Raw genomic sequence first — 24,427 nt, forward strand, 5'->3', positions numbered from 1 at the left:
CCCCATACATTCTATGTATTTTATAATTTCATAAGCAATAAAAAAAGAACGCGCAACCACACGCGTTCTTTTCCATTTTCCTATCCCTATGGATGGAAAATAAATAAAAACTTTGAGAAAGGTAGAGAGTAACGGAGGGGATTTTGGAACTGTAGGAGCGGCAGCGTCCGAAAGTCCAAACATTCCCGCAGTTACGGCTATATACCTTTTCGCTCGTTCTATTTAATTTTCACATCCAACCCAATCTCAATGACTCATCCCAGCCATCCCGCCCATAATCTCAGGATTAACCATCCCGAAGATCATCGCGATATGCGCTACCACTAGAAAGCCGCTGATCAGGATGAAATGCAGTCTCAGCTTATTTTCCTCACTTTGCTTACGGGCAATAAGTCCAAGGTCCAGCAGGGCAAGGGGCAACAGGAAGATGACCCCGCTTAAGTAAAAGCTTACCGCCACTACGTCAACCCAGGTATGCCATTCCCCGTTCGCGGTAATCGGAACAAAGGCGGTAGGGAATAAATACAGAAACACGCCTGTAAAATACAGCCCGGCAAGTATGCTGCATACCCGGTTAAACGCTCTAAGCGGCCCGTTGAGATTTTTGGTGAACAGAATAATAAATTCGGTCACTGTGATTGTCTCTGCAAAGATGACCGGAATCGCCATAAAAAGAATCAAGTTCCATGGCTGATTATCCGCTAGCAGTGACATGTAATGCGTCATGTTCATGTTCGTTCCTCCAATAGATTAAATAACTGTCATGATCATGTTAGTAAATAAGTGTGTGGAAAGTATGTAGAATCGAAGGTATGATTATAAAAGCTGTGGAATCAAAGCAGGCAACAATTGATCTTGAAGGGAGCACCGCGTAAGTTATGGAGAGACTGCAGAGTATTTTATTTGATCTGGACGGCACCTTAACCGATCCCAAAGAAGGGATTACCAAAAGCGTAGAATACGCGCTGGACAAATTCGGAATTACCGTGGAGCATCCGGACCTGCTCTTACCTTACATCGGACCGCCCTTATACGATTCTTTCATAGAAATCCAGGGTTTCACCGCTGAGAAAGCAGCCCAAGCCGTTGAATACTACCGTGAACGTTACCGCACGCTGGGAATGTTCGAGAACGCGGTAATACCCGGTATCCCGGAGCTGCTTGAGGAACTGCAGAGTAAAGGCTTCAATCTATACGTGGCTACTTCAAAACCAACGGTATTTGCGGAAGAGATTATCCGTCATTATGGCTTGGACTCCTATTTCAGACATGTAGCTGGAAGTAATCTGGACGGTACCCGTTCCAAGAAGAAAGAGGTTATTCAGTATGTGCTGGACGAGAATCACATTCCTCCGGAAACTGCTGTGATGATTGGAGACCGCGAGCATGACATCATCGGTGCCAAAGCCTGCAGGGTAGCCTCTATCGGAGTCATGATCGGCTATGGCTCGGAAGCGGAGCTTCAAAGTGCTGGTGCGGATCATATTGCATACAATGTGAAAGATATTGGTAATATTATCTCACGTATTCACGATAATTTAATTGACGTGAAATAATGCTGTGATCATACTTTTTCATCCGCAGGTTCAATGACTGGTGAAAAGTCTTTTTATTGGAGTGGTTGACATTTCATAAATAACATGAGTATTATGTAAACAGCAACACCATATCCAAGGCAATGACCAAAGACATGATATCCTTCGCGGACTGGCCAGAGAAAGAAGTGAACGGTGAGAGCTTCTTACAGAGACCGGCAGGATGTTACCCCTTTGCAGCCGTGGCACTGAACCTTCCCTGCTGTTAGGGACGCTGTAAATGCCACCGTTTTATCCCCGATAACGGATACCAATGAGGATCTTGTAGATTATTCTTCCGCCGAACAGCCGGGGGTCGAACATTGCAGATCAAATTAGGGTGGAACCACGAGCCAGAACGCACTCGTCCCTTTCCGGGAGAGATGCGTTTTTTTGCGTTCTATAACACCAATAAAATCGAAGAAATGGAGGCCACAATCATGGAGATCAATGTAACGCTGCCGGATGGAACAATTAGGAGGTACGCACGCAGCACCACGATTGCGCAAATAGCGGAATCGATCAGCCCTAGCCTGAAGAAGCAAGCAGTAGCCGGCAAAATCGACGGTAGACCCGTTGACTTACATCAACCGGTTGAATACGACTGTCTCGTTGAAATCGTGATGCCGGAAAGCTCAGATGGACTGTCTATCCTGCGGCACAGCACAGCACATCTCATGGCTCAGGCCATCCAACGTATATATGGCGTACCGAAGATTAAGCTGGGCATTGGACCGGTTATCGAGGACGGCTTCTACTACGACATCGACACAGCTCAACCGATATCCATAGATGAATTCGCTGCAATTGAGCAGGAGATGCAGAAGATCATCCGGGATAATCTGCCGATTGTCCGGCGGGTCGTCAGCCGCAGTGAAGCAATCGGGTTTTTCGAAGCAAAGGGTGAACCGTTCAAGGTAGAACTGATTCACGATTTGCCGGAGGACGCTGAGATCAGCCTGTATGAGCAAGGGGAGTTCACAGATTTATGCCGCGGACCGCATGTGGGTTCTACAGGCCAGATCAAAGCCTTTAAGCTGCTGAGTGTAGCCGGAGCCTATTGGCGCGGGAATTCCGATAATCCAATGCTGCAGCGGATTTATGGAACGGCTTTTTTCAAGAAAACGCAGCTGGAAGAGCATCTGCAAATGCTGGAGGAAGCGAAGAAACGTGATCACCGCAAGCTGGGCAAGGAGCTGGGACTCTTCATGTTCTCCGAAGAAGCGCCTGGCATGCCTTTCTATTTGCCCAAAGGAATGATTCTCCGCACAGAGCTGGAGAACTTCTCTCGGGCATTGCAGCGTGAACGGGGATATGACGAGGTCCGCACACCGTTGATGATGAACAACCGGATGTGGGAGCAGTCAGGCCACTGGGACCATTACAAAGACAACATGTACTTTACTCAGGTGGATGAAACGAAATATGCACTGAAGCCTATGAACTGTCCGGGGCATATGCTGATGTTCAAAAACAGCTTGCATTCCTACCGGGAACTGCCGATGCGTATCGCGGAGTTTGGCCAGGTGCACCGTCATGAATTTTCAGGAGCGCTGAACGGGATGAAGCGGGTCCGGACCTTTTGCCAGGATGACGCCCATCTGTTCGTGCTTCCTAAGCAGATCGAAGAAGAAATCGGTGGCGTTCTGGAGCTGATCGACTACATCTACAAGGTATTTGGCTTCGAATACAAGGTAGAGCTGTCTACACGGCCGGAAGACTATATGGGTTCGGAAACGTTATGGGATCAGGCGGAAGCGTCGCTCCAAAAAGTACTGGATGAGCGCGGAATTGACTATCGGGTAAATGCGGGGGACGGGGCGTTTTATGGACCAAAGATTGACTTTCATATTCAGGATGCACTGAAGAGAAGCTGGCAATGCGGGACCATTCAACTGGATTTCCAGATGCCGGAGAAGTTCGATCTGACTTATGTCGGCGAAGACGGCGAGAAACACCGTCCGGTCGTCATCCACCGTGCCATCTATGGCTCGATTGACCGGTTCATGGGGATTCTTACGGAGCATTTCAGCGGTGCTTTTCCACTGTGGCTGTCTCCGGTGCAAGTGAAGCTGCTGCCAGTCTCTGAACATTATGCCGATTATGCCTTTCAGGTAAAAAAAGAACTGCAGGCTGCCGGAATCCGCGTCGAGCTCGATCTGCGGAATGAGAAGTTGGGTTACAAAATCCGTGAAGCCCAGTTGGAGAAAGTACCGTACATGCTTGTGCTTGGTGAGCAAGAGCAGAGCTCCGCTATGGTAGCTGTAAGAAAACGTGAGGGCGGCGATGCCGGAGTCATGAGCCTATCTGAGCTTGTCCGGCGAATTGCAAGTGAGATTGAGGGAAGAGGATAGGTTTTCTTCATTAATATGCCGGCAAAAATAACGGCCTTGTGCAGCCCCGTTTTACACAAACGGGGCTGTTTTTTTATATGAATGAGGCAGACAGGGATAATATATGTATTTTATAATCATATGAGGGTTCCCTTCTGCGGGAATTAGCTGGAATAATATGTCTATAGGAGGCATCTTCGTGATTTCCAACAATATCAAAGAACTTATCGGCACTAGTATTAGAATGGTTCCTATGGAAGCCGGGCATAAGTCCGAACTGGTTGCTATTCTGATCAATCCGCAAATTTGGGAGTATACCTGGCGCAAAATCACATCTGCCGCACAAGCGGAAGGATTAATAGATACGGCTCTTGCCAATCAGGCAAAGGGAACGGAGCTCCCTTTTGTCATGATCGAACAATCCACAGGCAGGATCGCCGGTACATCGCGGATTATGCACATCGATCACAATCACCGCAACGCGGAAATTGGCTGTACTTGGATTTCACCGGAGTTCTGGAGAACAGCTGTTAATACGGAATCTAAGTCACTTCTGCTGCAGTATTGTTTTGAATCCTTGGGTTTCATCCGGGTCAATTTCACTATCGTAGGGGATAACCTTAGATCTCAACAGGCGATCGAACGTATTGGTGCGGTGAGGGAGGGCATTTTACGCAAACACCGGATCACTGCGGAAGGCTCTATTTTGGATACCGTACTGTACAGTATCATTGACGACGAGTGGCCTGCGGTACAAGCAAATCTGCATTACTTGCTTCATGTGAAGTATGCAGAACATTAATTATGGTAAATAATAATATGAACAAGTTTGGGAATATAGCAATTAAAAAGAAATGTAGTACATGCTTTTTTTGCTATAATAAAGGTTGTAAGTAACGTATATATCTCAGCCATCAAGGAGGTTATGTGTTGGAAACAGGTAAGCCGGTAACGATAACAGTGGAAACAATCGTTCATTCTCCCGTTGAAAGTGTGTGGACCTATTGGACAGAGCCGAAGCATATCACGCAGTGGAATACCGCTTCCGAAGACTGGCATACGCCATATGCCGAGAATGATCTGAAGGCCGGGGGTAAATTCCTGTCCAGAATGGAAGCCAAGGACGGAAGTTTTGGGGTTGATTTTACCGGAGTATACGACAATGTGAGCATTAACGAGGTCATCGCCTACACGATTGCTGACGGCAGAAAGGTAGAAGTCAAATTTTCCCGCCAAGATAACGACACGAAAATCATCACCGTGTTCGATGCGGAAGAGACCAATACCGTCGAGATGCAGCAAGCCGGGTGGCAGGCGATTCTCGATAATTTCAAAAAATATGTAGAAACGTCTCCAGAAGTATAGAATCTTTCCAGTCTTAGAAGCGCATGCCGGTGTTGGTATGCGCTTTGCTGTATCTATATGGGATGGACTGATTGCGGAAAAGCGGTAGCGGTCGCCTTGCTCTCCGGATTTTTACCGCTACGGGAAATAAATAAAATCTGGAGAGCACAGCGATTGTAGCAACAGTTGTAGCAACAGTCCATTCGCGGAGCGTCCGCACCAAGTGCACAAGTCCATCCAACTCAAAAACAGCGGGGCCGTACCAAGTAGCCATTTCATTACTTTTGGAACAGCCCCTATTTTTAATGCATTTATATTTTTGCAAATAGCCAGAATTCTATATCATTGGTATAATAGAAACATATATTCCCCGATAACATATAGCCCATATTCCACCCTTCATGGGGCAGATATGGGTTTATGTTATTTTATGAGGTTCCCAGAAAGTCTTAAATTACGAAGTGATGGCGAGGTTAGAGTGAAGCATGAACTGGAGTGACTTTGGAGAACGGAACAAACGTCTCAATCCCTTATGGACCTTGGGGGCGGGCATGAATCTGGGCGAGCTGCAGCCTTATAAGGAAATGGTTGCGCTAAGCGTATTGCTGCAGGTCTATTATCTGGAACTGGAATCCAGTGAGCTTAGAGCCAGGGAGGATATCGTGGAGCTGGCCTGGAGTTCACTCGAGCGGTTCGATATAACCAAACTCGGTACTGCCGAATCAGTGGAGCGGCTGGTGGATGGTCTGCTATGGAGCGGGAGCGGCGGAGATTTCGAAGCCTTCTATTACGATGATCTGTCCCGGCAGATGGCGGTGCAGAAATACAAGTACTTTACTGTCGATGAGGATGCTACCCGCACCAGCTGGGAGGAGAGCGGCAAAACCGTTTACCGGCTGTCGGAATATGCCATGGAGCTGATCTTCATGAGCCATGAGATTATAGAAGAATTTCAGATCAGCATTAAACTGCTGGAAATTCAGATGCATATCAAGCATGGACGGGTGACGCGCGCGATGCAGGATGTGGGTGAGCTGATCTCACGGGTACGGAAGATGACTCAGCAGCAGCAGGAATACCGCAATGCGCTGCGCCGCAATCCGAAGCATATGTTCAGTGAATACGGGGTGATGCGGCATCAGCGGCTGGAGGAAATCCACCTGCAGTTTGATGAAGAGCGCAAGCATTTTGATAATATCCACCGCTCGCTGGCACGTCTGGCCAATGATGAGAAGGATGTTATCGACTTCAATGAGCTCCGTCAACTGTCGGAAAGAGTGGAGCTGTCGAGACGGGTGCATGATGAACTAGCCGAGGTGGTACTGAGCATCTTTGAGGCTGAGACGAATCTCCGGCTGAATTTCCCTGAGCTCTTCTGGGGAGCGGGCGGCTTTAATTTCCGCACGAATGTCTGGGAGGAATGGGTCAAAGCCGATGGCTTGCCGGATGCGGACAGCCTGGAGCTGCTGGTTAGCGGACTGTTTGCCCCTAATCAGGACTTTATCTATCCGCTGGCCTGGGCATGGGAAGAACAGGAGGTCGGGTTCCTGCCTGAAGATGCATTGGACGAGCCGGATGAAGCAGGTGAAGAAGAGAGCATCTCCTATACGCCGAGATCTATACCATGGCCGGAGGTTGCCGAGCTGTGGCGTCCTGTTTTTAAAGGATTGGCGGATCACGGCAGTTTTACTTTTTCAGCAGAAGCTTTCACAGAGGAGCAACAGCACAAATGGTCGCTTACACCGGATGCAATCGATCTGTGGGTGCAGTTCTTCCACACTGAAATTACTGTACAGGAGCTGGACACAGACAATAAGCAGGGCGGAGCGGCAGATGAATGCCAGAAATTAATCCAGCGGCTGCTGGGTGCAAACCCCGATCTGGAGGTGCTGTGCGGTAAGGTGCTGCGTACAACGATTCAGGGCAATAACAGCCCAAGTATCTCCTGGCCGGGCCTGGAAATGAGTCCGTATACCATTACTATAATCGAGAGGTGAGATGAACCAGCATGAGCTATTCACTCGAACAATTGCAGCAGGCCTCACGGCTGTTTTTTGACCTGCTTCGCCGGAAGGTGATCTCGCTGGATGATCCCGCAGCCGCCGAGTGCCTGCAGGACACGGGAGCCTATGATGCGCTGCAGTACATGGCCAAAGAAGGAGGCTGCCGGATTATGAATTCCGGACACCGCCTGCATCTGCTGGTCAATCCGCTGGGCTCGGGTTTTGCCAGCAACTTCACCCAACTCAGGAACAAATATTCACGGATTGAGCGTAAAACCCATTTACATATCATCAACATCATCATTCTGGTGTTCCTGGCCGAGATGGATCAGGATGAACACCACTTCAAGCCGGGGCAGGACAGTATGTCCTATATTCAAATCTCCGACCAGGTATCCTCGCTGTTTCAGTCGTGGGTGGAAATGGATGCTGACGGGGGCTTCAGCAAGCAATGGCGACTGGATATTCAGGCAATGCATAAGGTTTGGACAAGCCTATACATGCAGACCAAAAGCCAGGAGGAAGGCGATTCCCTGACCCGGGGGGCCGGTTCCCGGATCGGCCTGATTCATGAGGGGATGAAGCTGCTGGAGGAAGAGCATCTGGTATTCATCTCGGAGAATGAGAAGCGGATCTTCCCGCGGGAAGAATTATATGAAAGAATGCGTTACCTGTACCACGATGTTGACCGTTATAAGGAGCTGAAAGCTCTTACCCTACGCACCTTGACGGAGAAGGAGGGGGAGGCCCATGCCGCGTATTGAACGGATCCGGATTGCCGGACTCAAATATGAGAAGATGCTCAAAAAGTATGACGATATGGTCCTGGACCTCAGCAATGATGAGGGTCCGGCGAACACGCTGATTACTCTGATGAACGGTGGCGGTAAGGGAGTGCTGCTGCAGTCGATTTTTCAGCTGCTAATTCCGAAAGCGGCCTGGGGCAAGGACAATGAGAATCAGGTCGAGGCTTTTTTTCATAATCACAAAAAACAGCTCAAGCCCTACACCTTTCATGTGGCTATTGAGTGGCGGCTGGATAACAGTGATCGTAACGAGTATATGACCACAGGCATTGCGATGACAGCCCACAGCTCTGCGGATCAATTGGAGATCAAGGTCGACTATCTGCTCTATGCGTTGCTGGATTATGAAGAGCATGCAGAGCTTACGCTGTCCACGTTGCCTCTATATGATGACAAAGCGGGGGGGCCTGTGAGCTTTGAGAGCATACAGCAGTTCGTGCGTGACCACCGGGGCGAAATTGCCTCCTTCGGAAGCCACAGCTCGGATCTGAAAAGGTATTATCATTTCCTGGCGGAACGGGATATCCATATCGGTGAATGGCGCAACATGCGGCGGATTAATGGTGAAGAGGGGGGGATTAAAGGGTATTTCCAGAAAAATGATGCCTTTACGAACCAGAACCTGTTCGAAAAACTTATCATTCCCGAAATCGGCACCAGCCTGAACGAAGGTCTGTCCGAACAGGAGGGCTCCCTTCAGAAAATGTTCATGGACGCGGCGATTGTTGCGCAGAGACTGCCGATGCTGGAGCAGCGGGAGAAGGCGTTTGCCGAATTCACTACACTGGCGGCACCGCTATATGAACTGGTGAAGCAGGGGACGGAAGCAGACCGGAGCTACCGTGAAACGGAGCTGCTGGGACGGCAAATGTACACGGTCATACATGATGAATTGAAAGCAGCCGAGGAAGAGCGCCGCAAAAAAGCAGATGAACTAGTGGTGCTACACCAGGAAGCCCGTCAGCTGCGTTTTGAGGGAGACAACCTGAATTACCTGCGCAGCAGAGAGGAAGTTGACCGGAAACAGGAGGATTTCAAACAGGTTAGCGACAATCAGAACAGGGCCCGTCAACGGCTGGAAGATTCGAAGGCCAAGGAAAAGGAGCTTGAAGTCGCCCTTTATCTGGCCCGCCGGATGCTTCAGCTCCGCCAGATGGAGCAGTGGCAGAAGGAAATTGAAGCCATCGAAGGCTCCCTGGAAATGAAGGAGCGCCAAGAGGTGGTGCAGGCTTCGAAGGAAAACTTGCGCATACAGTGGGTGGATGTGTTCAAGCTGTGGCAAGAGCAGATTTCCATGTTCAGCCGCCGTCAGCACTCATTGACCGCTGAAGAAGCGGGGGTTCGCAAAGAACGGGAAAGCTTTTTGCTGGAGCTGGGCGGGCTGGACAGCCGGATTAATGAGTTGACCTCCTCCATCCGCCAATATACGGAAGCTCTGGGAGTGTTCGCTTCCCGCCATGGGCAGGAAGCTTCCCATTCACCGGCAGCATCGCTTCAGCGGGCCATCGCATACGCCAGAAGCTTCGCCGAAAATATCATAACGCTGAATGAACGGCGTAAAATTGCTGAGGATGACCGCTTCAATCTGCATAAAAAGCAGACTCAGCTTAGCGAGAAGCTTCTCAGCCATGAACAGCAGGAGAGCGAGCTTCAGTCGCAGCTGGATGTACAGCTGAACAAAGAGTCACAGCTTTGGTCTCAGCTCGTGGTACTGCTGGAGCTGTATGAGGAGCATAACGAGCTGGGCACTACAGGCTTGTTCGAAGCGAAGGCCGCCGTACAGGAACGCTTCATCCGCAGACTGGATGAAGCTGAGGTGCAGACCAAAAGGCTCAGAAGAGAGTATTATCATCAACTGCTGGATGTTGAGCTTCAGCATGAAGCGCATTGGTTGCCGAACAGCGATCTGCTGACGGTTAAGGACAGGCTCGATTCGCTGAAGATCAGCTCGATGCTTGGCAGTGCTTTCCTGAACGATCAGCCCTACCTGATCCGGGAGGAAGAGCTAGAGCGTAATCCTTTACTGGCTTACGGCCTCATCGTTACTGAACGCGAGGCTGCTAAGCTGCAGCCGGACATACTGAAGGATCTGCTGCTAAAATCAGCGGTGCCAATCTTCATCCGCGAACAGATGGCGCAGCCTGCGGCGCAGCCCTTCCTCGTGCTGGACGGGCAAGGTCCGCAAATGGTACTGCAGCCGGACCGTTTTCTGGAATGGAAGCAGGGGATTTCTGCCAGACTGAAGGAACAGGAAGCTGAGCTGCAGGATGCTGAAGGTTATCTGTCCAAGCTGAAATCCGCAAGGCAGGAATATGAACGGTTATTCCAAGGTGAACAATCGGTTAGTCTGAAGGGCAAGCTGAATGCACTTGAGGGTTTGCAAAACGAGGTGCGCACAGCTATAAGCGCACTGAATACAGAAATCAGTGAAAACGAAGAAGCAATAGCGTTAATTATGAGAGAAACCGCCGAATGCGAGGCCGGCAAATCCGAGCAGGAGGACAGAGCGGCAGCACTGCGCGAGTGGAACGAACGGACCAAGAAGCAGGAACAGGATTATAAGGACAAGCAGAAGGCGCTTGAGCGCAAAGGTGATCTGAATAAAGAGATCACAGGCAAGGAACACCAGCTCGCACAGCTAAAAGCGGAACTTATCAGCACCTCCCTTGAGCGGGAAAAATGGCATGGAGATACCAGATATTCATTATTCCCGAGACTGCAAACATGGTTCCCAGAGCTGATCTTCCCGGATGGGCTTCAGGTTTCTACTTTTGAGAATCCAGACGAAATGATTGAATCCATACCTGATGCTTCCGTTCAGCAGAAGCTGCTGGAGACACTCAGCACACTAGAGAGTCTCCAGCAATCCCTGAGCCGCAATGAGCTGGAAATCCGTACACGGTCGGCACAGATCAAATCTGCAGCCGGGCAGGTGGCCGAGCTTGAGACGGCGGTCCAGCAAATAGATCCTAACTGGCGCAATGTGCCGGAACCCGGAGACACTCCTGACTCGATTATGTCAGCCAGAGCGCGTCAGAGGAGCGATACCGGGATTCTGGACGAGGATTATCAGCATGTCCGTGATTCCTTCGTCCGCTGCCAGACCGAGCTGGATAACCTGCAGAAGCAGCTGGCTAAATTGGAGAAGTCGATTAAGGAGAAGCATGAAAGAGCGACTGAGCAGTGGCATGATCCACTGGACCAAAAAGAAGAAGAGATTAGAGAACGGTCCCGGGAGAATGAATATGCGCTGAATAGCAGTAAGCTGAAGCTGACTTCCCTGGATCAGTGGCTTCAGACGCTCGCGAGCCAGAGTAAAATCATGGAAACTCATGTGGAAGGGCGACTGCAGCTCCGGGACATTCCTGAAGAGATCCAGCATCGTGTAAGAGAGGAATGCGAGCGTGCGGTGGGTGAATGGCTGCTGCGCAGCAGGGAGAGCCGCAGTGAACGGAGCGAAATTTCGCGGAGAGTTAAGGAAGAGAAGAACGCTCTCAGCGGCAAGCTTGCCAAGAGCGGCTGGAATGCGGAGCTGGAGGTCAAGATCCAGGAACGCCTGAATACTGTTCACTGGGAAGACTTCTCCATTGCGCTTCAGGTGCTGGACTCCATGCTCCAGAGCTCGCAAGACCAGATTGAGAGCATCCGCAGTGATAAGGAAGGTATGGAGCTCTCCCGCAAGATGTGGGTCGGCCGTGCTGCCAAGCGGGTTGTGCAGATCGTCGACATCCTGAAGCGGATGGAACGCCGGATGATTATCCACAACGAGAACGGTCATGCCTTCCCGCTAGTGCGTTTGAATTATAAGAACATTAATGTTCCGAAAACCACAGAAGATATCGAACCGCTGGTCAGCGACTACTTCAACAGCTGCATCAGCAGCCTGCTGGAGAAATTCCCGAAGATCGAGCAGGTTCCGGCAGCAGCGCTCAAGGATCTGATCAGTGACGGTAAGATTGTCTATGCCTCGATGCAGAACCGCTTCCCGGTCTTGCAGGTTTACAAGCCGGTAACGGAGAACTATTTCTTATATGCTGCTCCCGAGGAGTACCATTACTCCGATTGGGAAGTCATCAACCGCGGTGCGCTGGATGAAGCGGTCGGCAGCGGCGGACAACGCCAGTCGGTCCAGCTGCTGGTGGCGATGATGATCATGACCCATAAACGGGTCAACCGCGAGAACAAAGGCTGGACGGTCTTTTTATATGACAATCCCTTTGGTGAAATGGTCTCCAACAACGTACTCGATCCGGTATTTGAAATCTCCAAGGCACTTAGGTTCCAATGGCTGATCGTTACGCCGCCGGAGCTGGTGAAGAATGATGTCAGTATCCGGTTTGGCGTGTACTGGCAGCTGTATTTTGGCGGTGAAAAGGGAGAAATGCTGGAATCCACGCTTATAAAAGGCGGACGCAAGCTGATTCCGGCTACATTGTTCTGATTAACGGGGAATTCAATTGAAATTTCGCAGTTTCCCGCATTACGAGACGAATCACGGTAGCGGTGTTGGACGGAATCGCTAAACCTGAAAAAAGACGACATTTCATTCAGAAACAAATGAATGAGTGTCGTCTTTTTTTGGCATTTTTAACTAGACATTAGTTAGATATGCTTTGCCCTCTTTACGGTTTTTTGAATATTCAGCTGTTGCTGTGAAAAGTACGTCGGAGGAAGAATTCAGTGCTGTTTCAAAAGAATCTTGTAATACGCCGATGATGAATCCTACACCAACGACCTGAATCGCAATATCATTCGGAATTCCGAATATGCTGCACGCCAGAGGAATGAGTAGGAGCGACCCGCCGGCAACACCTGAAGCACCTGCAGCAGATACAGCAGATAGAACACTTAGAACAAGCGCGGTACCAAAATCCACTTCAATGCCAAGGGTATGAACCGTTGCGAGAGTTAAGACGGATATCGTTACCGCAGCACCCGCCATATTAATCGTAGCACCTAATGGAATGGATACCGAATACGTATCTTTGTCCAAATTGAGTTTTTCACATAATCTCATGTTGATTGGAATGTTGGCAGCAGAACTTCGGGTGAAGAATGCGGTTATCCCGCTTTCCTTAAGGCAGCTGATAACAAGCGGATACGGATTTCTGCGAATATTCAGGTATACGATCAAGGGGTTCACAACAAGCGTCATAAATAACATACATCCCACCAGAACGAGAAGTAATTTCCCGTAATCAAGCATGGAAGAAAGGCCGTTAGATGTGATGGAATCAAAAACAAGTCCCATAATTCCCAATGGTGCCAGATTGATTACCCATTTGACGATTTGTGATACGGCATCTGAAAAGTTGGTTAGCATATTTTTTGTAGTCTCATGGGCATTCTTCAAAGCAAATCCAAGCAGGATAGCCCAAGCTAGAATACCGATGTAATTAGCATTCAGCAGCGCATGAACCGGATTGTCGACCACCTGGAACAACAATGACTTTAGGACTTCTACAATCCCATCAGGTGGAGTCAGATCGGTGGCTCCCTTTACAAGTGATAAAGTTACCGGGAATATGAAACTTGCAATGACTGCAATCAGACCTGCCAGAAAAGTACTTAAACCATAGAGAACAAGGATGGATTTCATATTCGTTTGATGGCCTTTTTTATGCTGCGAGATGGCAGATATCACCAGGAGTAAGACCAATACAGGTGCAACCGCTTTTAATGATAATACAAATAATGAACCGAAAATGTTGATACCTGTTGCATTAGGAACGGACAACGCCAAGATTACCCCCACAATAATCCCCACAAGGATCCGATTTACAAGGCTTAGTTGATTCCACTTGAGTAGTAATGTTTTCATGTATTCCCTCCGGGTTGATTATGGTGAATATTACTAAGCCCAGCCAAAAGACTGTTGTGCGGCAAGTAAACATTTTCGTTAGTTTATCACGGAAGTTGCCGGTTGTGTTCGACTGGAATGATTTGTGCATGAAAATTCGCTTTATCGAGGTAATACTTTAAATGAATGTAGGGAGATAGTTGAACAAACTGAAACCTTTAATCTGGCATTATCGTCTATGATGGGGTATATGACAAATGCTTTTCCATTATCAGATAGTACCAGGGAGGAAACCAAGAAGTGAATTCTTCATCATTACCACAGCGTAACACCGTCCGTAAGAAGAAGCCCGTTCGTAAACGCAAGAAAAAAAGCTTTTTCCGCACACTCTCCAGAGTTTTTCTGTTTTTCGTATTTCTGCTGTTAGCTGCTGGCGGATGGCTGTATTTTGCACCTTCTGCCCAAAACACCCGTTACTTAATAGCAGATACGCTAATAACCACTCAGCACCGCTATTTGGCGAAATATATTATTGGCGAAGATGAACTGAAGGATCGCGTCAAGGAATACAATCTGCGGTTTCAGCATATGGGGGATGAGAAGGACACCCACGTGATCCAGGAACCAACCGCAGAAGAACAAGACAAGCCCCTGGTTGAAATAGAGAAAGTATCCGGCAGCGGCTATACCGGTTTTGTTATGACGGTTAATGATCCAACCAAGGTCCGCTTGGGCGTACCGGACAAGACAGGCTCAGGCGAAAAAGTGACCAGCATGGTGGCACGTACAGGAGCCATTGCCGGTGTGAATGGCGGGGGGTTCGCAGACCCCAACTGGAAGGGAAACGGCTTCAAACCGATTGGGCTGGTTATTTCACAAGGCAAGCTTTTCTATAATGGTCTCGGGGGCAAGAATTCCACACAGATCGTTGGCCTTGACAAGCAGGGTAAAATGATCGCCGGGAATTACACTCTCAATGAGCTTAGCAAGCTGGGAGTGCAGGAGGCCGTGTCTTTTCAGCCGCGGATTATAGTCAATGGCAAAGGGCTGATTAAGAATGCTGCCGAGGGCTGGGGGATTGCTCCCAGAACCGCGATGGGCCAGCGTGCCGACGGTGCGCTGCTGTTCGTAGTCATTGACGGCAGACAACCCGGTTACAGCATTGGTGCAAACCTCTATGATGTGCAGCAGATTATGTTGAAGCATGGAGCTGTTATCGCCGCCAACCTCGACGGTGGATCATCCACTGTTCTGGTGAAGGACAATGAGATTGTCAACAAGCCTTCCTCCCAGTATGGCGAGCGTTATCTTCCTACTGCATTCCTGGTGTTTGAGCATCCTGAGCTGGCGGATATCAAGAACATCTGGGAAGGCCTGGACCCGTCCAAGATTGATGCAGGTAAAAAGCGCAGCCAATAAGAAACCGCTAACCCTTCTTGCATCCGGCATGGATGGAACCGTAAATCTATGCTACTATAAGCAGAAACCCAGGTGCCGTTCCTTCCGAGGGACGGCATCTGTTGTAGCCGGGTAATGAAGTATTAGCAATAAAGTCCTTGTAAAAGGAGGAACAGGTTTGACTTTGCAGCAGCTCCGCTATGCTATTGAAATTGCGAACAGCGGCTCAATGAATGAAGCGGCCAAAAGGCTTTTTGTCTCCCAGCCAAGCCTCTCCAACGCCATCAAGGAGCTGGAGAACGAACTGGGAATTACGATCTTCGAACGGAACAACCGGGGCATCAGCGTTTCAGCCGAGGGTGTAGAATTTCTTGGTTATGCCAGGCAGATTATTGAACAGACTGAATTCATGGAGAACCGTTATACCGGCAAGAAACGCAGCCCGATCTATTTCTCCTTGTCCACCCAGCATTATCCTTTTGTTGTCGATGCTTTTGTTAAACTGATGAAAGAGAGCAAAGTGCCGGAATATAACTTCAGTCTGAGAGAAACGCAGACCTATGAGATTATTGAGGATGTGCGGACTCTGCGCAGTGATCTGGGTATTCTCTATATCAATGAGAGCAACTATAAGGTGATGAACAAGCTGTTCAGTGACGGGAATCTGAAGTTTACCCCGCTGTTCAATACGAATCCGCATGTGTATGTGAGGGCAGGGCATATTCTCGCGGGTAAAGAAATGATCACGCTAGCTGATATCCTTCCCTTTCCGTACATTACCTTTGAGCAGGGGGAGAACAACTCGCTGCATTTTTCGGAGGAGATGCTCAGCTTCACGCAGATTGAGAAGAATATCCAAGTAACGGACCGGGCGACGCTGACCCATCTTTTGCTGGGCAGTGATTCCTACACGGTAGGAACGGGAATTATGGATACTGAACGGTATGGCGATGGGCTGGTAACGATTCCTTTTGACAGTCCTGAGGTATTCACCGTCGGCTGGATCGCCCATAAGGACCGCAAGCCAGGTGAGATGATGTCCACCTACATCGATATTCTGAATGACCAGGTATCCAGGAATGTTTTCGACCTTAAATCTTTCTTACTCTAACCGCAGGAGGGACGTATGATCAGTCCAGTTATCGGCTCCAAACGAAATACTCCGCCCTTTCGCTACGACATCGTCGGCAGCTTCCTCCGGACAGAGGAACTGAAATCCGCGCGCAGTCTGCGTTTACAAGGAGAAATCACAGACGGGCAGCTTCATGAAATTGAGAATATGGAAATATTCAAGCTGCTGGAACAGCAAAAGGCTCTGGGGCTTAAGGCTGTTACTGACGGAGAATTCCGCCGGTCCTGGTGGCATCTGGATTTCTTCCTCGGAATCACAGGCACGCAGAAGATTAGTCTGGATCAAGGCAGAGGTGTCAAAGAGACAGCTCAGCGTGCAGAAAGCTTCCGGATTGTGGGCAAAATCGCCTTCGGTGATCATCCCATGGTGGGAGAGTTCATTGAGCTGCAGCAGATGGCTGGAGATACACTGGCCAAAATGACTATTCCTTCTCCGGCGTTGTTCCACTTCGTGCAGGATTACAACGGCAATGAGATCTATCCTGACCGTGAGACGCTGTATCGTGATATTATCCAAGTCTATCAGCAGGCCATCCGTGCTTTCTATGAGGCAGGATGCCGTTATCTGCAGCTGGACGATACGACCTGGGGGACTCTCTGCAGCGGCAGACACCGGGCGCATCTGCGCAGCCGCGGCATTGATCCCGATCAGCTCGCCAAGGATTATGTGAGGTTGATTAATGAAAGTATCAGCGGGCGGCCGGAGGATATGACGATTGCACTTCATGTCTGCCGGGGGAATTTCCGTTCTACCTGGTTTGCCGCCGGCGGGTATGAGCCCGTAGCTGAAACTCTGTTCGGACTGGCTAAAGTAGATGCCTTTTTCCTCGAATATGACAATGAACGTTCCGGCGACTTCTCTCCGCTACGCTTCATCCAAGGCCAGCAAGTTGTACTAGGCCTAGTGACAACGAAGCATGGCGGCCTGGAGAGCAGCGAGCAGATCATCGCACGTATTGAAGAAGCTGCACAGTTGGTTCCGATCGACCAGTTGTGCCTCAGTGCCCAATGCGGCTTTGCCTCTACCGAAGAAGGTAACATGCTGACGGAGGACGAACAGTGGGATAAGCTTCGCCTGATCATTGAAACGGCAAATAAAGTTTGGCTTTGATTTTTGGATACTGACATTCTGAACTGGTTTTGCTATAGTGGAATATATTGAAACAGCATATCACTTCAGCGATGACGAGAAGAGTAATTAGGCGGCATAGTTCACAGAGAGCTTCGGAATGGTGAAACGGAGCAGCAGTGTGCCTAACGAAAAAAGTCTCTGAGCCTCATACGGAATTGGGCAGCGCGCCCAAGGATGCTATGACGGGTTCTCCCGTTACAGAGATAGGGTATAAGCGTAATGGCCGTACCCGAAGAGGCGTGCATGGTGACATGTCCGCGAACAGAGGTGGTACCACGGCGCTGATTACAGCTCTCGTCCTCAAGATAACAATCTTGAGGATGAGGGCTTTTTTTGTTGTTTTTTTACAATAATTGTAGAGGTGATTATTCATGCATTGGTCAGAGAAAATTGCAAAACGGTTAATCGAAAGCCACCCGGAGCAGCAGACATTCGTATGTGCTTCAGGGATCAGTCCGTCAGGCCACATCCATATCGGGAACTTCCGGGAGATTGTGACGACTTATTTTGTAAGTAAGGCTCTTGAAAAAGCGGGCAAAAAGGTGCGGTTTATTTTTTCATGGGATGACTTTGACCGTTTCCGTAAGGTTCCGGTTCATGTGGACCCAAGTTTCGGTCAGTATATCGGCAGGCCCTATACGCAGGTTCCTTGTCCCTACGGGTGTCACACTTCCTATGCGGAGCATTTTGAACAGGAATTTGAACAGGCGCTCAGCGCTTTTGGGATCAGGCCTGAATTTATCTATCAGAGCAAAGAATATCAATCCCGCCGTTATGCTCCGGGAATCCTTCAGGCACTGCGCAGCAGAGGAGAAATCTATGACATTCTGATGTCCTTCAAAACGGGAGAAGCCAACGAAGCAGAGAGAGCTGCATTTTATCCTGTCAGTGTGTACTGCGGGGATTGTGGCAAGGACTCGACTACAGTACATTATTTTGATGAAGAGCAAGGACTCTTGACCTATAGCTGTAAATGCGGCCATCACTGTACGACGTCTGTTGCGGAAGCGGAGAATATCAAGCTCCAATGGAAAATCGACTGGCCGATGCGCTGGAATCTGGAGCAAGTGCTGTTCGAGCCTGGAGGCCGCGACCATTCGTCGGAAACGGGCAGCTACAATGTAGCCTCCGTGATCTCGAAGAAGATTTTTGGGAATGAACCGCCTATGTATGAGCCTTACGAATTTATAAGAATCAAAGGCAGCTTTGCCAAAATGTCCAGCTCGTCCGGGAATAACTACACGCCAGACGATCTGCTGAAGGTCTATGCCCCGGAGAATATTCTGTTTCTGTTTGCCAAATACCAGCCGGACGCTGAGTTTCATATCGGAATGGATGAAGATGTGCTCCGCAATTATACGGAATTCGAACGTTACCGGAAGGCTCACGATTCCCGTACACTCACGGATGATATGGATTCGGCGGTAGAGCTTTCGCTGATTTATCCGTTGAACGACAGAATACCTAGATTCGGTCCCATTGCAGGCTTGCTGCCTCTGATTCATTTCGATCTAAATCTGCTACACGAGATTATGACCCGGAACGGAGAAGTAGTGGATGAGTACGGGCTGAAGCAAACAGCGGAGCGGGCGGAATATTGGATCAAGCACTGGATGCCGCAAAAGCTGGTTACCGTAAATTCCAGCCGTGATACTGCCCTGTACGAGACTTTGGAGACACATGAGCAAGCATGGCTGGAAGCATTTTGCGGGCTGCTGAGGACCGGAGGGTTGGAGGATGAGCAGATGATGACAGAAATATACGCTATTTGTTATAACGAGGATAAAAAAACGATGAAATTCAATCAAAAACGTTTGTTCACCCTAATCTATCAGCTGGTGCTGGGCCAGGAGACAGGTCCGCGAATCCCTGTGCTGATCCAGGCTGTCGGGCTGGATAGATTGCTGGCTTTGCTCGATTTTTAACCGTCGCCGGGACTGCCCTTTACGGGATACACAGAGCGGAGGTATAATATATTGGACTGTTTATAATTAATGTTGGAAAGTGAGCGGGAAGAATATGGGTCGTAAATGGAATAATATTAAAGAAAAGAAGGCATCCAAGGATGCCAATACAAGTAAGGTATACGCCAAGTTTGGTGTAGAAATCTATGTAGCGGCTAAGAAGGGTGAACCGGACCCGGAATCGAACCGTGCATTGAAAGTCGTGCTTGAGCGCGCCAAAACGTACAATGTGCCTAAAGCCATTATTGACCGGGCGCTGGACAAGGCCAAAGGCAGCGGTGATGAAAATTACGTAGAGCTTAGATATGAAGGATTTGGACCCAGCGGTTCGATGATCATTATCGACGCGCTGACTAACAACGTTAACCGTACTGCCCCGCTGGTGCGTTCCGCATTCAGTAAAAACGGAGGCAACATGGGTGTCAGCGGTTCCGTAACCTATATGTTCGAGCCTACAGCTGTAATTGGCCTGGAAGGCAAAACAGCTGACGAAGTGATGGAGCTGCTGATTGAAGCGGATCTGGATGTGCGCGATGTACTGGAAGAGGACGAGGCTGTAATCGTCTATGCCGAGCCTGACCAGTTCCATGCCGTTCAAGAGGTTTTCCGCGGTGCCGGAATTACCGATTTCACTGTCGCTGAGCTGACCATGCTACCGCAGAACTATCTTGCTCTTCCAGAGGATGCTGAAGCGCAGTTCGAGAAACTGATCGACGCTTTGGAGGAACTGGACGATGTACAGCAGGTCTACCACAATGTAGATTCGGAAGAATAAAATAATTGCATGTAAAAGCCGGACAGGCAGATCATGAATCTGCTTTGCCGGTTTTTTTTGCGGACATTCTCTGGTTCCAGCCACAACGCATAATCTGCTCCATATCTTGCCACAATAAGCTGATGCGACCCATCAATCCAACAACTTAAAGGGGGCAATACAATGGATAACCACACCAAACCGGATAAGAATCTGATCAATACGGTTGACGAATTGAACAACGCTCCGGTGACCAGCCAGGAAGCCCAGCAGATGGAACAGAAGAAAAGTGATATACGCAAGGAAGCCCTGAGGGATGACAAAACGACCTATAAGAAAAATGAGCAGAATACGTACAAATGAGCTAGTGCAGTCTGAAGGTGACAAGAGTGGCAGGGAGGTTTCCTGTCACTCTTTTTATATCCATAAATGAAAGACTGCAAAAGTTCATCAAAGAATACTATGGTACACTTCCGCGAAATTGTGTATGCTGGAGTTTGTTTGTAGAACATTTCCACTCTGGCAGGAGGCTTTTTTGCATTATGGAGCATGGCAGTATAGCAATGATTTCGATTTTAGTGATTTGCGGTTTTTTGGCAGGTGTGATTGATTCGGTGGTAGGCGGCGGAGGATTGATCTCCATTCCAGCACTGCTAGCTGCCGGTATCCCGCTCCCAATGCTTCTGGGCAGCAATAAATTGGCCGGGACCTTATGCTCATTCACGAGTACGGCGTCTTTTGTCCGTTCCGGGAAGATTAACTTTGGGATGGTCAAATTCCTAATTCCGTTCTCTATCGCGGGTGCGGTGGCTGGTTCACTTACGGTCCGTCAGGTACCTTCAGCGTTTCTGAAACCGCTTGTGATTGTGATGCTGGTCGTCATTACGGTCTATACTTTGTTCAAAAAATCCTGGGGGGACGTCTCTACCTACTCTCAAGACAGCAAAAAATCGCTGATTATCGGCATATGTATTGCCTTGGTTATTGGATTTTATGACGGATTCTTTGGTCCGGGTGCCGGATCGTTCCTGATCTTCGCCTTTCTCATGCTGGGCTTTGAATTTGTGACTGCCGCCGGCAATGCCAAAGTGCTTAACTTCTCGAGCAATATCGCAAGTCTGCTTACGTTTGCCGCATTTGGCTCAGTCAGCCTGTATTATGGCCTGCTTCTGGGCATTCCGATTGTCATAGGAGCTGTAGTCGGTTCAAGGCTGGCTATCCGCAAGGGAGCCAGTTATATCCGCCCATTGTTTATCACAGTTACGTTAATCTTGATCGGAAAGCAAATATGGGATACGATGCACTGATGCCTAAAGACGATTCAGAAAGGAACTTTGATTATGACTAAGAAGCTGTATTACGAGTCGGCCTATTTGAAGGAATGGCAGACCTCGATAAGTAAAGTGGTAGAGCGCGAAGACGGGCAATATCTGATTCTGGAGGAGACAGCTTTCTATCCTCATGGAGGCGGGCAGCCTTGTGATACCGGAACTATTGGCGGAATTCCCGTACTGGATGTCATTCTTGAAGAGGACGAGGTCTTTCACAAGGTTGATCGTGTTCCAGAAGGAAGCCAAGTGAGCTGTCAGATAGACTGGAACCGCAGATTTGACCATATGCAGCAGCACAGCGGCCAGCATCTGCTGTCGGCGGTATTCCTTGAGCTGTTCGAAGCGAATACGTTAAGTTTTCACCTGGGCAATGATTACGCTACCATCGACATTGAGCTTCAGGAGCTAACCGCGGATCAACTGGCTACGGCAGAGCAGGAAGTCAACCGCCATGTAGTGCTTGATCACCGTATCGTAAGTTATTTTGTTACCGCCGGGGAAATGGCTAACCTGCCGCTGGTGAAGCTGCCCAAGGTTACGGAGAATATCCGCATTGTTGAGATTGAGGGAGTGGAGCATAATGCCTGCGGCGGGACTCACGTATCTGCTACCGGAGCGATTGGGATGATCAAGCTGTTGAGAGCGGAGAAACAGAAGGGCAATATCCGGGTCACGTTCAAATGCGGAGGGCGTGCGCTGGACGAGGCTAACGAGAATCAGCGTATCCTTGGCGTGCTTTCTGCGAAATTCAATACAGGCAAAGATGAAATCCTGGACAGGATCGGGAAATGGGAAGCCGAGCAGAAGCAACTGCAGGCCGAACTGGGTGCACTCAAAGAACAGAATAATCATTATTTGGCCCAAGAGCTCTTATCCGGACTTGAGTCTGAGGCTAGGGTAGCCGCACACATCTTCGAGGATAAAACCCTCAAGGATTTACAGAGTCTGGCCATGAAGCTGACTGCAAATACCGGACTTCCCGTGCTGCTGCTGACGGCGGCGGAGAATAAAGTCGTGCTCGCTTGCAGCGGAAGTACAGAATGGTCCTGTGGTACTTTTTTTAAAGCCAATCTGGGCGAATTCCAGGGAAAAGGCGGCGGCAGCGATAAAATGGCCCAAGCCGGGTTCCCGGACTGGGCACATGCACTCGGATTTTATGAGTTCACAAAAGGCTCTATTCGATAGATTTATCCAGAACATGTTGCGATTTCACAAGAACAAAACCAAGCCGGTTATAGAATTGAACCGCATCTGACCTTTTTTGATTCGTACGTACTCTTAGTTTGGTGAACCCGGATTGTGCTGCCCAAACTTCAGTCTGTGCGATTAACTGCCTGCCAATGCCCTCTCCCCGGTGAGCACTGTCTACGACCAATCCGGTTATTTCCACAAATCGCGGGGCCTCGACCAGAACACGGACCTGGGCATGAATCCAACCCAGCAGTTGATTCCCTGAATCTGCTACATATACGATATTGTCTCTCTGTTCAGTGAGATCACGAAGCCTCTCAGCCATTTGGGAGGCTTCTGCTGCATATCCCAGCTCGCCCGAAAGTCTGGAAATTTCATGTGAATCGCTTATTAACGCTGTCCTGATTAGCATGTGAAGTACCTCCAGTGTTCAATTGTCAATTCATCTCAGATTAGCCGCTTGCCCGATATACGGCCGGATTCATTAATTTCAAGAAATACCTCCGCATATGGATGGTAGAAGTAGGGATATAATGTCTTGTCGGTGAGCTCCATTTCACCCGAATCAGGATTTAGAATGGACAAACCCTTTTCCGGTCCCCACATTACAATCTTCCCGTTTACTGCAGCGATTTGTCCATGTGGAAAATAATGCTCTCCATCGAGCAAGGGTTTGGTCCGGTATTCAGGTACTGGAATGAACAGATTTGTCCGTTCTCCGGTTTGCACGTCATATATAGCCAGAAAATGAGAGTAACCGTTATCGCCGTAATCTTTCGTGTCTTCTTCATCATACATATCACTTGCCAGTTGTCCCCAGACTGCGATAGTAGACGAATCAAGCCAGACTACAGGCTGATCCCAGTCTTCCATGTAGTCCCCGAGCACCCGTAAGGTAGCTCCATCCTCCGACTCCCAGCGGTTCGTGAGCCATGCTTGAAGATTCCAGGAGCGTATGGATGCGACAGGCTGCCAGTGCCAGCCAGTATCAACAATCCATTCCCCTTGAGGGGAGAGAAGGATTTTACCGTGAAAATAATCGAGATCGTGTTTCGTGAGCTGTTCCCCATTTTCTGCTACGGAAACCGTTGACTGACGCGTAGACAGATTCTCACCTGAACGGACATCGAGCAAATCCAGCCGGTTCCATTTCGTGCCGTGAATCAACAGTGTCCTGCCCTCATGTTCAGCAAAAGCAAGTGGGAAGGTACAAACATCATAATGATAATCATCCCTGGACAATGCCATGATCTGCGTGGAATCTTGGAGATCGTACAACGCTGCGTGCTGGCTGAATCTGCCCGATATTGCTGCGAAGCATTCATCTGCCGATACTACAATCTGTACAGGCTCCTCTAATTTCAAATCAGGTATATCGGCATGCAGCAGCTTTCTTGCGTGTCCTGTGTGCAAGTCAAACCGCCAGAGATCACTATTCCGATCTAGCGCAAGCAATGAGACTGCTCCTGCCCCGGTTCCTTTTAAGGCCTGGACAGCTACAAGCTGGCCCGCACTCGGCACGACTTCAGGAAATGGGATAAGCTCAAACGGCATACTTCAACCTCCTCAGGAATTTTGACATCTATGTACCGGATCTAAGCCTTGTACTTAGTCATTCTATCAGATGACGAATTCAAGCTTCCAGCATGTACGATAAACTGGTAAT

Annotated in this window: 19 protein-coding genes and 1 other annotated feature; of the genes, 15 read left to right on the forward strand and 4 right to left on the reverse strand. The window is 49.1% G+C overall.

Annotated features, from left to right (window positions below; translation table 11 throughout):
• Nucleotides 1-246 precede the first annotated feature (246 nt).
• The gene (locus A3849_RS29530; RefSeq protein ID WP_074114641.1) at nt 247-732 is read right to left on the reverse strand and encodes a DUF6803 family protein; all 486 of its coding nucleotides are present in this window, start codon (nt 730-732) and stop codon (nt 247-249) included.
• A 146-nt stretch (nt 733-878) separates the two neighbouring features.
• Here A3849_RS29530 and A3849_RS29535 point away from each other — a divergent pair, with 146 nt between their 5' ends.
• From A3849_RS29535 to A3849_RS29565, 7 genes are all read left to right on the forward strand, one after another.
• The gene (locus A3849_RS29535) at nt 879-1,556 is read left to right on the forward strand and encodes an HAD family hydrolase (protein WP_074114642.1); all 678 of its coding nucleotides are present in this window, start codon (nt 879-881) and stop codon (nt 1,554-1,556) included.
• Nucleotides 1,557-2,014: 458 nt separating this feature from the next.
• Complete coding sequence (thrS, locus tag A3849_RS29540; protein WP_074114686.1) at nt 2,015-3,928, forward strand: threonine--tRNA ligase; 1,914 nt, start codon at nt 2,015-2,017, stop codon at nt 3,926-3,928.
• A gap of 178 nt (nt 3,929-4,106) precedes the next feature.
• The gene (locus A3849_RS29545) at nt 4,107-4,709 is read left to right on the forward strand and encodes a GNAT family N-acetyltransferase (protein ID WP_256701082.1); all 603 of its coding nucleotides are present in this window, start codon (nt 4,107-4,109) and stop codon (nt 4,707-4,709) included.
• A gap of 128 nt (nt 4,710-4,837) precedes the next feature.
• Entirely contained in the window at nt 4,838-5,272 is a 435-nt protein-coding gene (locus tag A3849_RS29550; protein WP_074114644.1) for an SRPBCC family protein, read from the forward strand.
• Nucleotides 5,273-5,736: 464 nt separating this feature from the next.
• The gene (locus A3849_RS29555) at nt 5,737-7,248 is read left to right on the forward strand and encodes a hypothetical protein (RefSeq protein WP_143191938.1); all 1,512 of its coding nucleotides are present in this window, start codon (nt 5,737-5,739) and stop codon (nt 7,246-7,248) included.
• Nucleotides 7,249-7,259: 11 nt separating this feature from the next.
• The gene (locus A3849_RS29560) at nt 7,260-8,018 is read left to right on the forward strand and encodes a DUF6063 family protein (protein ID WP_074114646.1); all 759 of its coding nucleotides are present in this window, start codon (nt 7,260-7,262) and stop codon (nt 8,016-8,018) included.
• Nucleotides 8,005-12,501, forward strand: coding sequence for a coiled-coil domain-containing protein (locus A3849_RS29565; protein ID WP_074114647.1), 4,497 nt, complete (start codon nt 8,005-8,007; stop codon nt 12,499-12,501). Before A3849_RS29560 ends, A3849_RS29565 begins: the two co-directional genes overlap by 14 nt.
• 150 nt (nt 12,502-12,651) lie before the next feature.
• On the opposite strand, the gene sstT is transcribed toward A3849_RS29565, so the two are convergent.
• Nucleotides 12,652-13,881, reverse strand: a complete 1,230-nt coding sequence (gene sstT, locus A3849_RS29570; RefSeq protein ID WP_074114648.1) for a serine/threonine transporter SstT — start codon at nt 13,879-13,881, stop codon at nt 12,652-12,654.
• Between the two features lie 279 nt (nt 13,882-14,160).
• Here sstT and A3849_RS29575 point away from each other — a divergent pair, with 279 nt between their 5' ends.
• The 8 genes from A3849_RS29575 to A3849_RS29610 all read left to right on the forward strand — a co-directional run bounded on the left by A3849_RS29575 (nt 14,161) and on the right by A3849_RS29610 (nt 22,755).
• A complete protein-coding gene (locus A3849_RS29575; protein WP_074114649.1) occupies nt 14,161-15,279 on the forward strand; it encodes a phosphodiester glycosidase family protein in 1,119 nt (372 codons plus the stop codon).
• Nucleotides 15,280-15,436: 157 nt separating this feature from the next.
• Nucleotides 15,437-16,369 (forward strand): LysR family transcriptional regulator, encoded by a 933-nt coding sequence (locus A3849_RS29580; protein ID WP_074114650.1) that lies wholly within the window; start codon nt 15,437-15,439, stop codon nt 16,367-16,369.
• A gap of 15 nt (nt 16,370-16,384) precedes the next feature.
• On the forward strand, nt 16,385-17,500 hold the full coding sequence (locus tag A3849_RS29585; RefSeq protein ID WP_074114651.1) for a 5-methyltetrahydropteroyltriglutamate--homocysteine S-methyltransferase: 1,116 nt from the start codon (nt 16,385-16,387) through the stop codon (nt 17,498-17,500).
• Between the two features lie 62 nt (nt 17,501-17,562).
• Nucleotides 17,563-17,826, forward strand: a binding site (T-box leader).
• Between the two features lie 66 nt (nt 17,827-17,892).
• Entirely contained in the window at nt 17,893-19,446 is a 1,554-nt protein-coding gene (gene lysS / locus A3849_RS29590) for a lysine--tRNA ligase (protein ID WP_074114652.1), read from the forward strand.
• Between the two features lie 94 nt (nt 19,447-19,540).
• Nucleotides 19,541-20,260 carry a YebC/PmpR family DNA-binding transcriptional regulator gene (locus A3849_RS29595; RefSeq protein WP_074114653.1) on the forward strand — a complete coding sequence of 240 codons (720 nt, stop codon included), beginning with the start codon at nt 19,541-19,543 and terminating at the stop codon, nt 20,258-20,260.
• Between the two features lie 162 nt (nt 20,261-20,422).
• Entirely contained in the window at nt 20,423-20,602 is a 180-nt protein-coding gene (locus A3849_RS29600) for a hypothetical protein (protein ID WP_074114654.1), read from the forward strand.
• 179 nt (nt 20,603-20,781) lie between these two features.
• Nucleotides 20,782-21,546, forward strand: coding sequence for a TSUP family transporter (locus A3849_RS29605; protein ID WP_074114655.1), 765 nt, complete (start codon nt 20,782-20,784; stop codon nt 21,544-21,546).
• Between the two features lie 33 nt (nt 21,547-21,579).
• Nucleotides 21,580-22,755, forward strand: a complete 1,176-nt coding sequence (locus A3849_RS29610) for an alanyl-tRNA editing protein (RefSeq protein ID WP_074114656.1) — start codon at nt 21,580-21,582, stop codon at nt 22,753-22,755.
• Here the strand turns inward: A3849_RS29610 and A3849_RS29615 are convergent.
• Together A3849_RS29615 and A3849_RS29620 are read right to left on the reverse strand one after the other, a co-directional pair.
• Nucleotides 22,745-23,173 carry a GNAT family N-acetyltransferase gene (locus tag A3849_RS29615; protein ID WP_074114657.1) on the reverse strand — a complete coding sequence of 143 codons (429 nt, stop codon included), beginning with the start codon at nt 23,171-23,173 and terminating at the stop codon, nt 22,745-22,747. The genes A3849_RS29610 and A3849_RS29615 overlap by 11 nt on opposite strands.
• A gap of 35 nt (nt 23,174-23,208) precedes the next feature.
• Entirely contained in the window at nt 23,209-24,315 is a 1,107-nt protein-coding gene (locus tag A3849_RS29620) for a hypothetical protein (RefSeq protein ID WP_074114658.1), read from the reverse strand.
• Nucleotides 24,316-24,427: the final 112 nt, after the last annotated feature.

This window comes from Paenibacillus sp. P46E (assembly GCF_001909095.1).
Classification (GTDB): Bacteria; Bacillota; Bacilli; order Paenibacillales; family Paenibacillaceae; genus Paenibacillus_AQ; species Paenibacillus_AQ helianthi.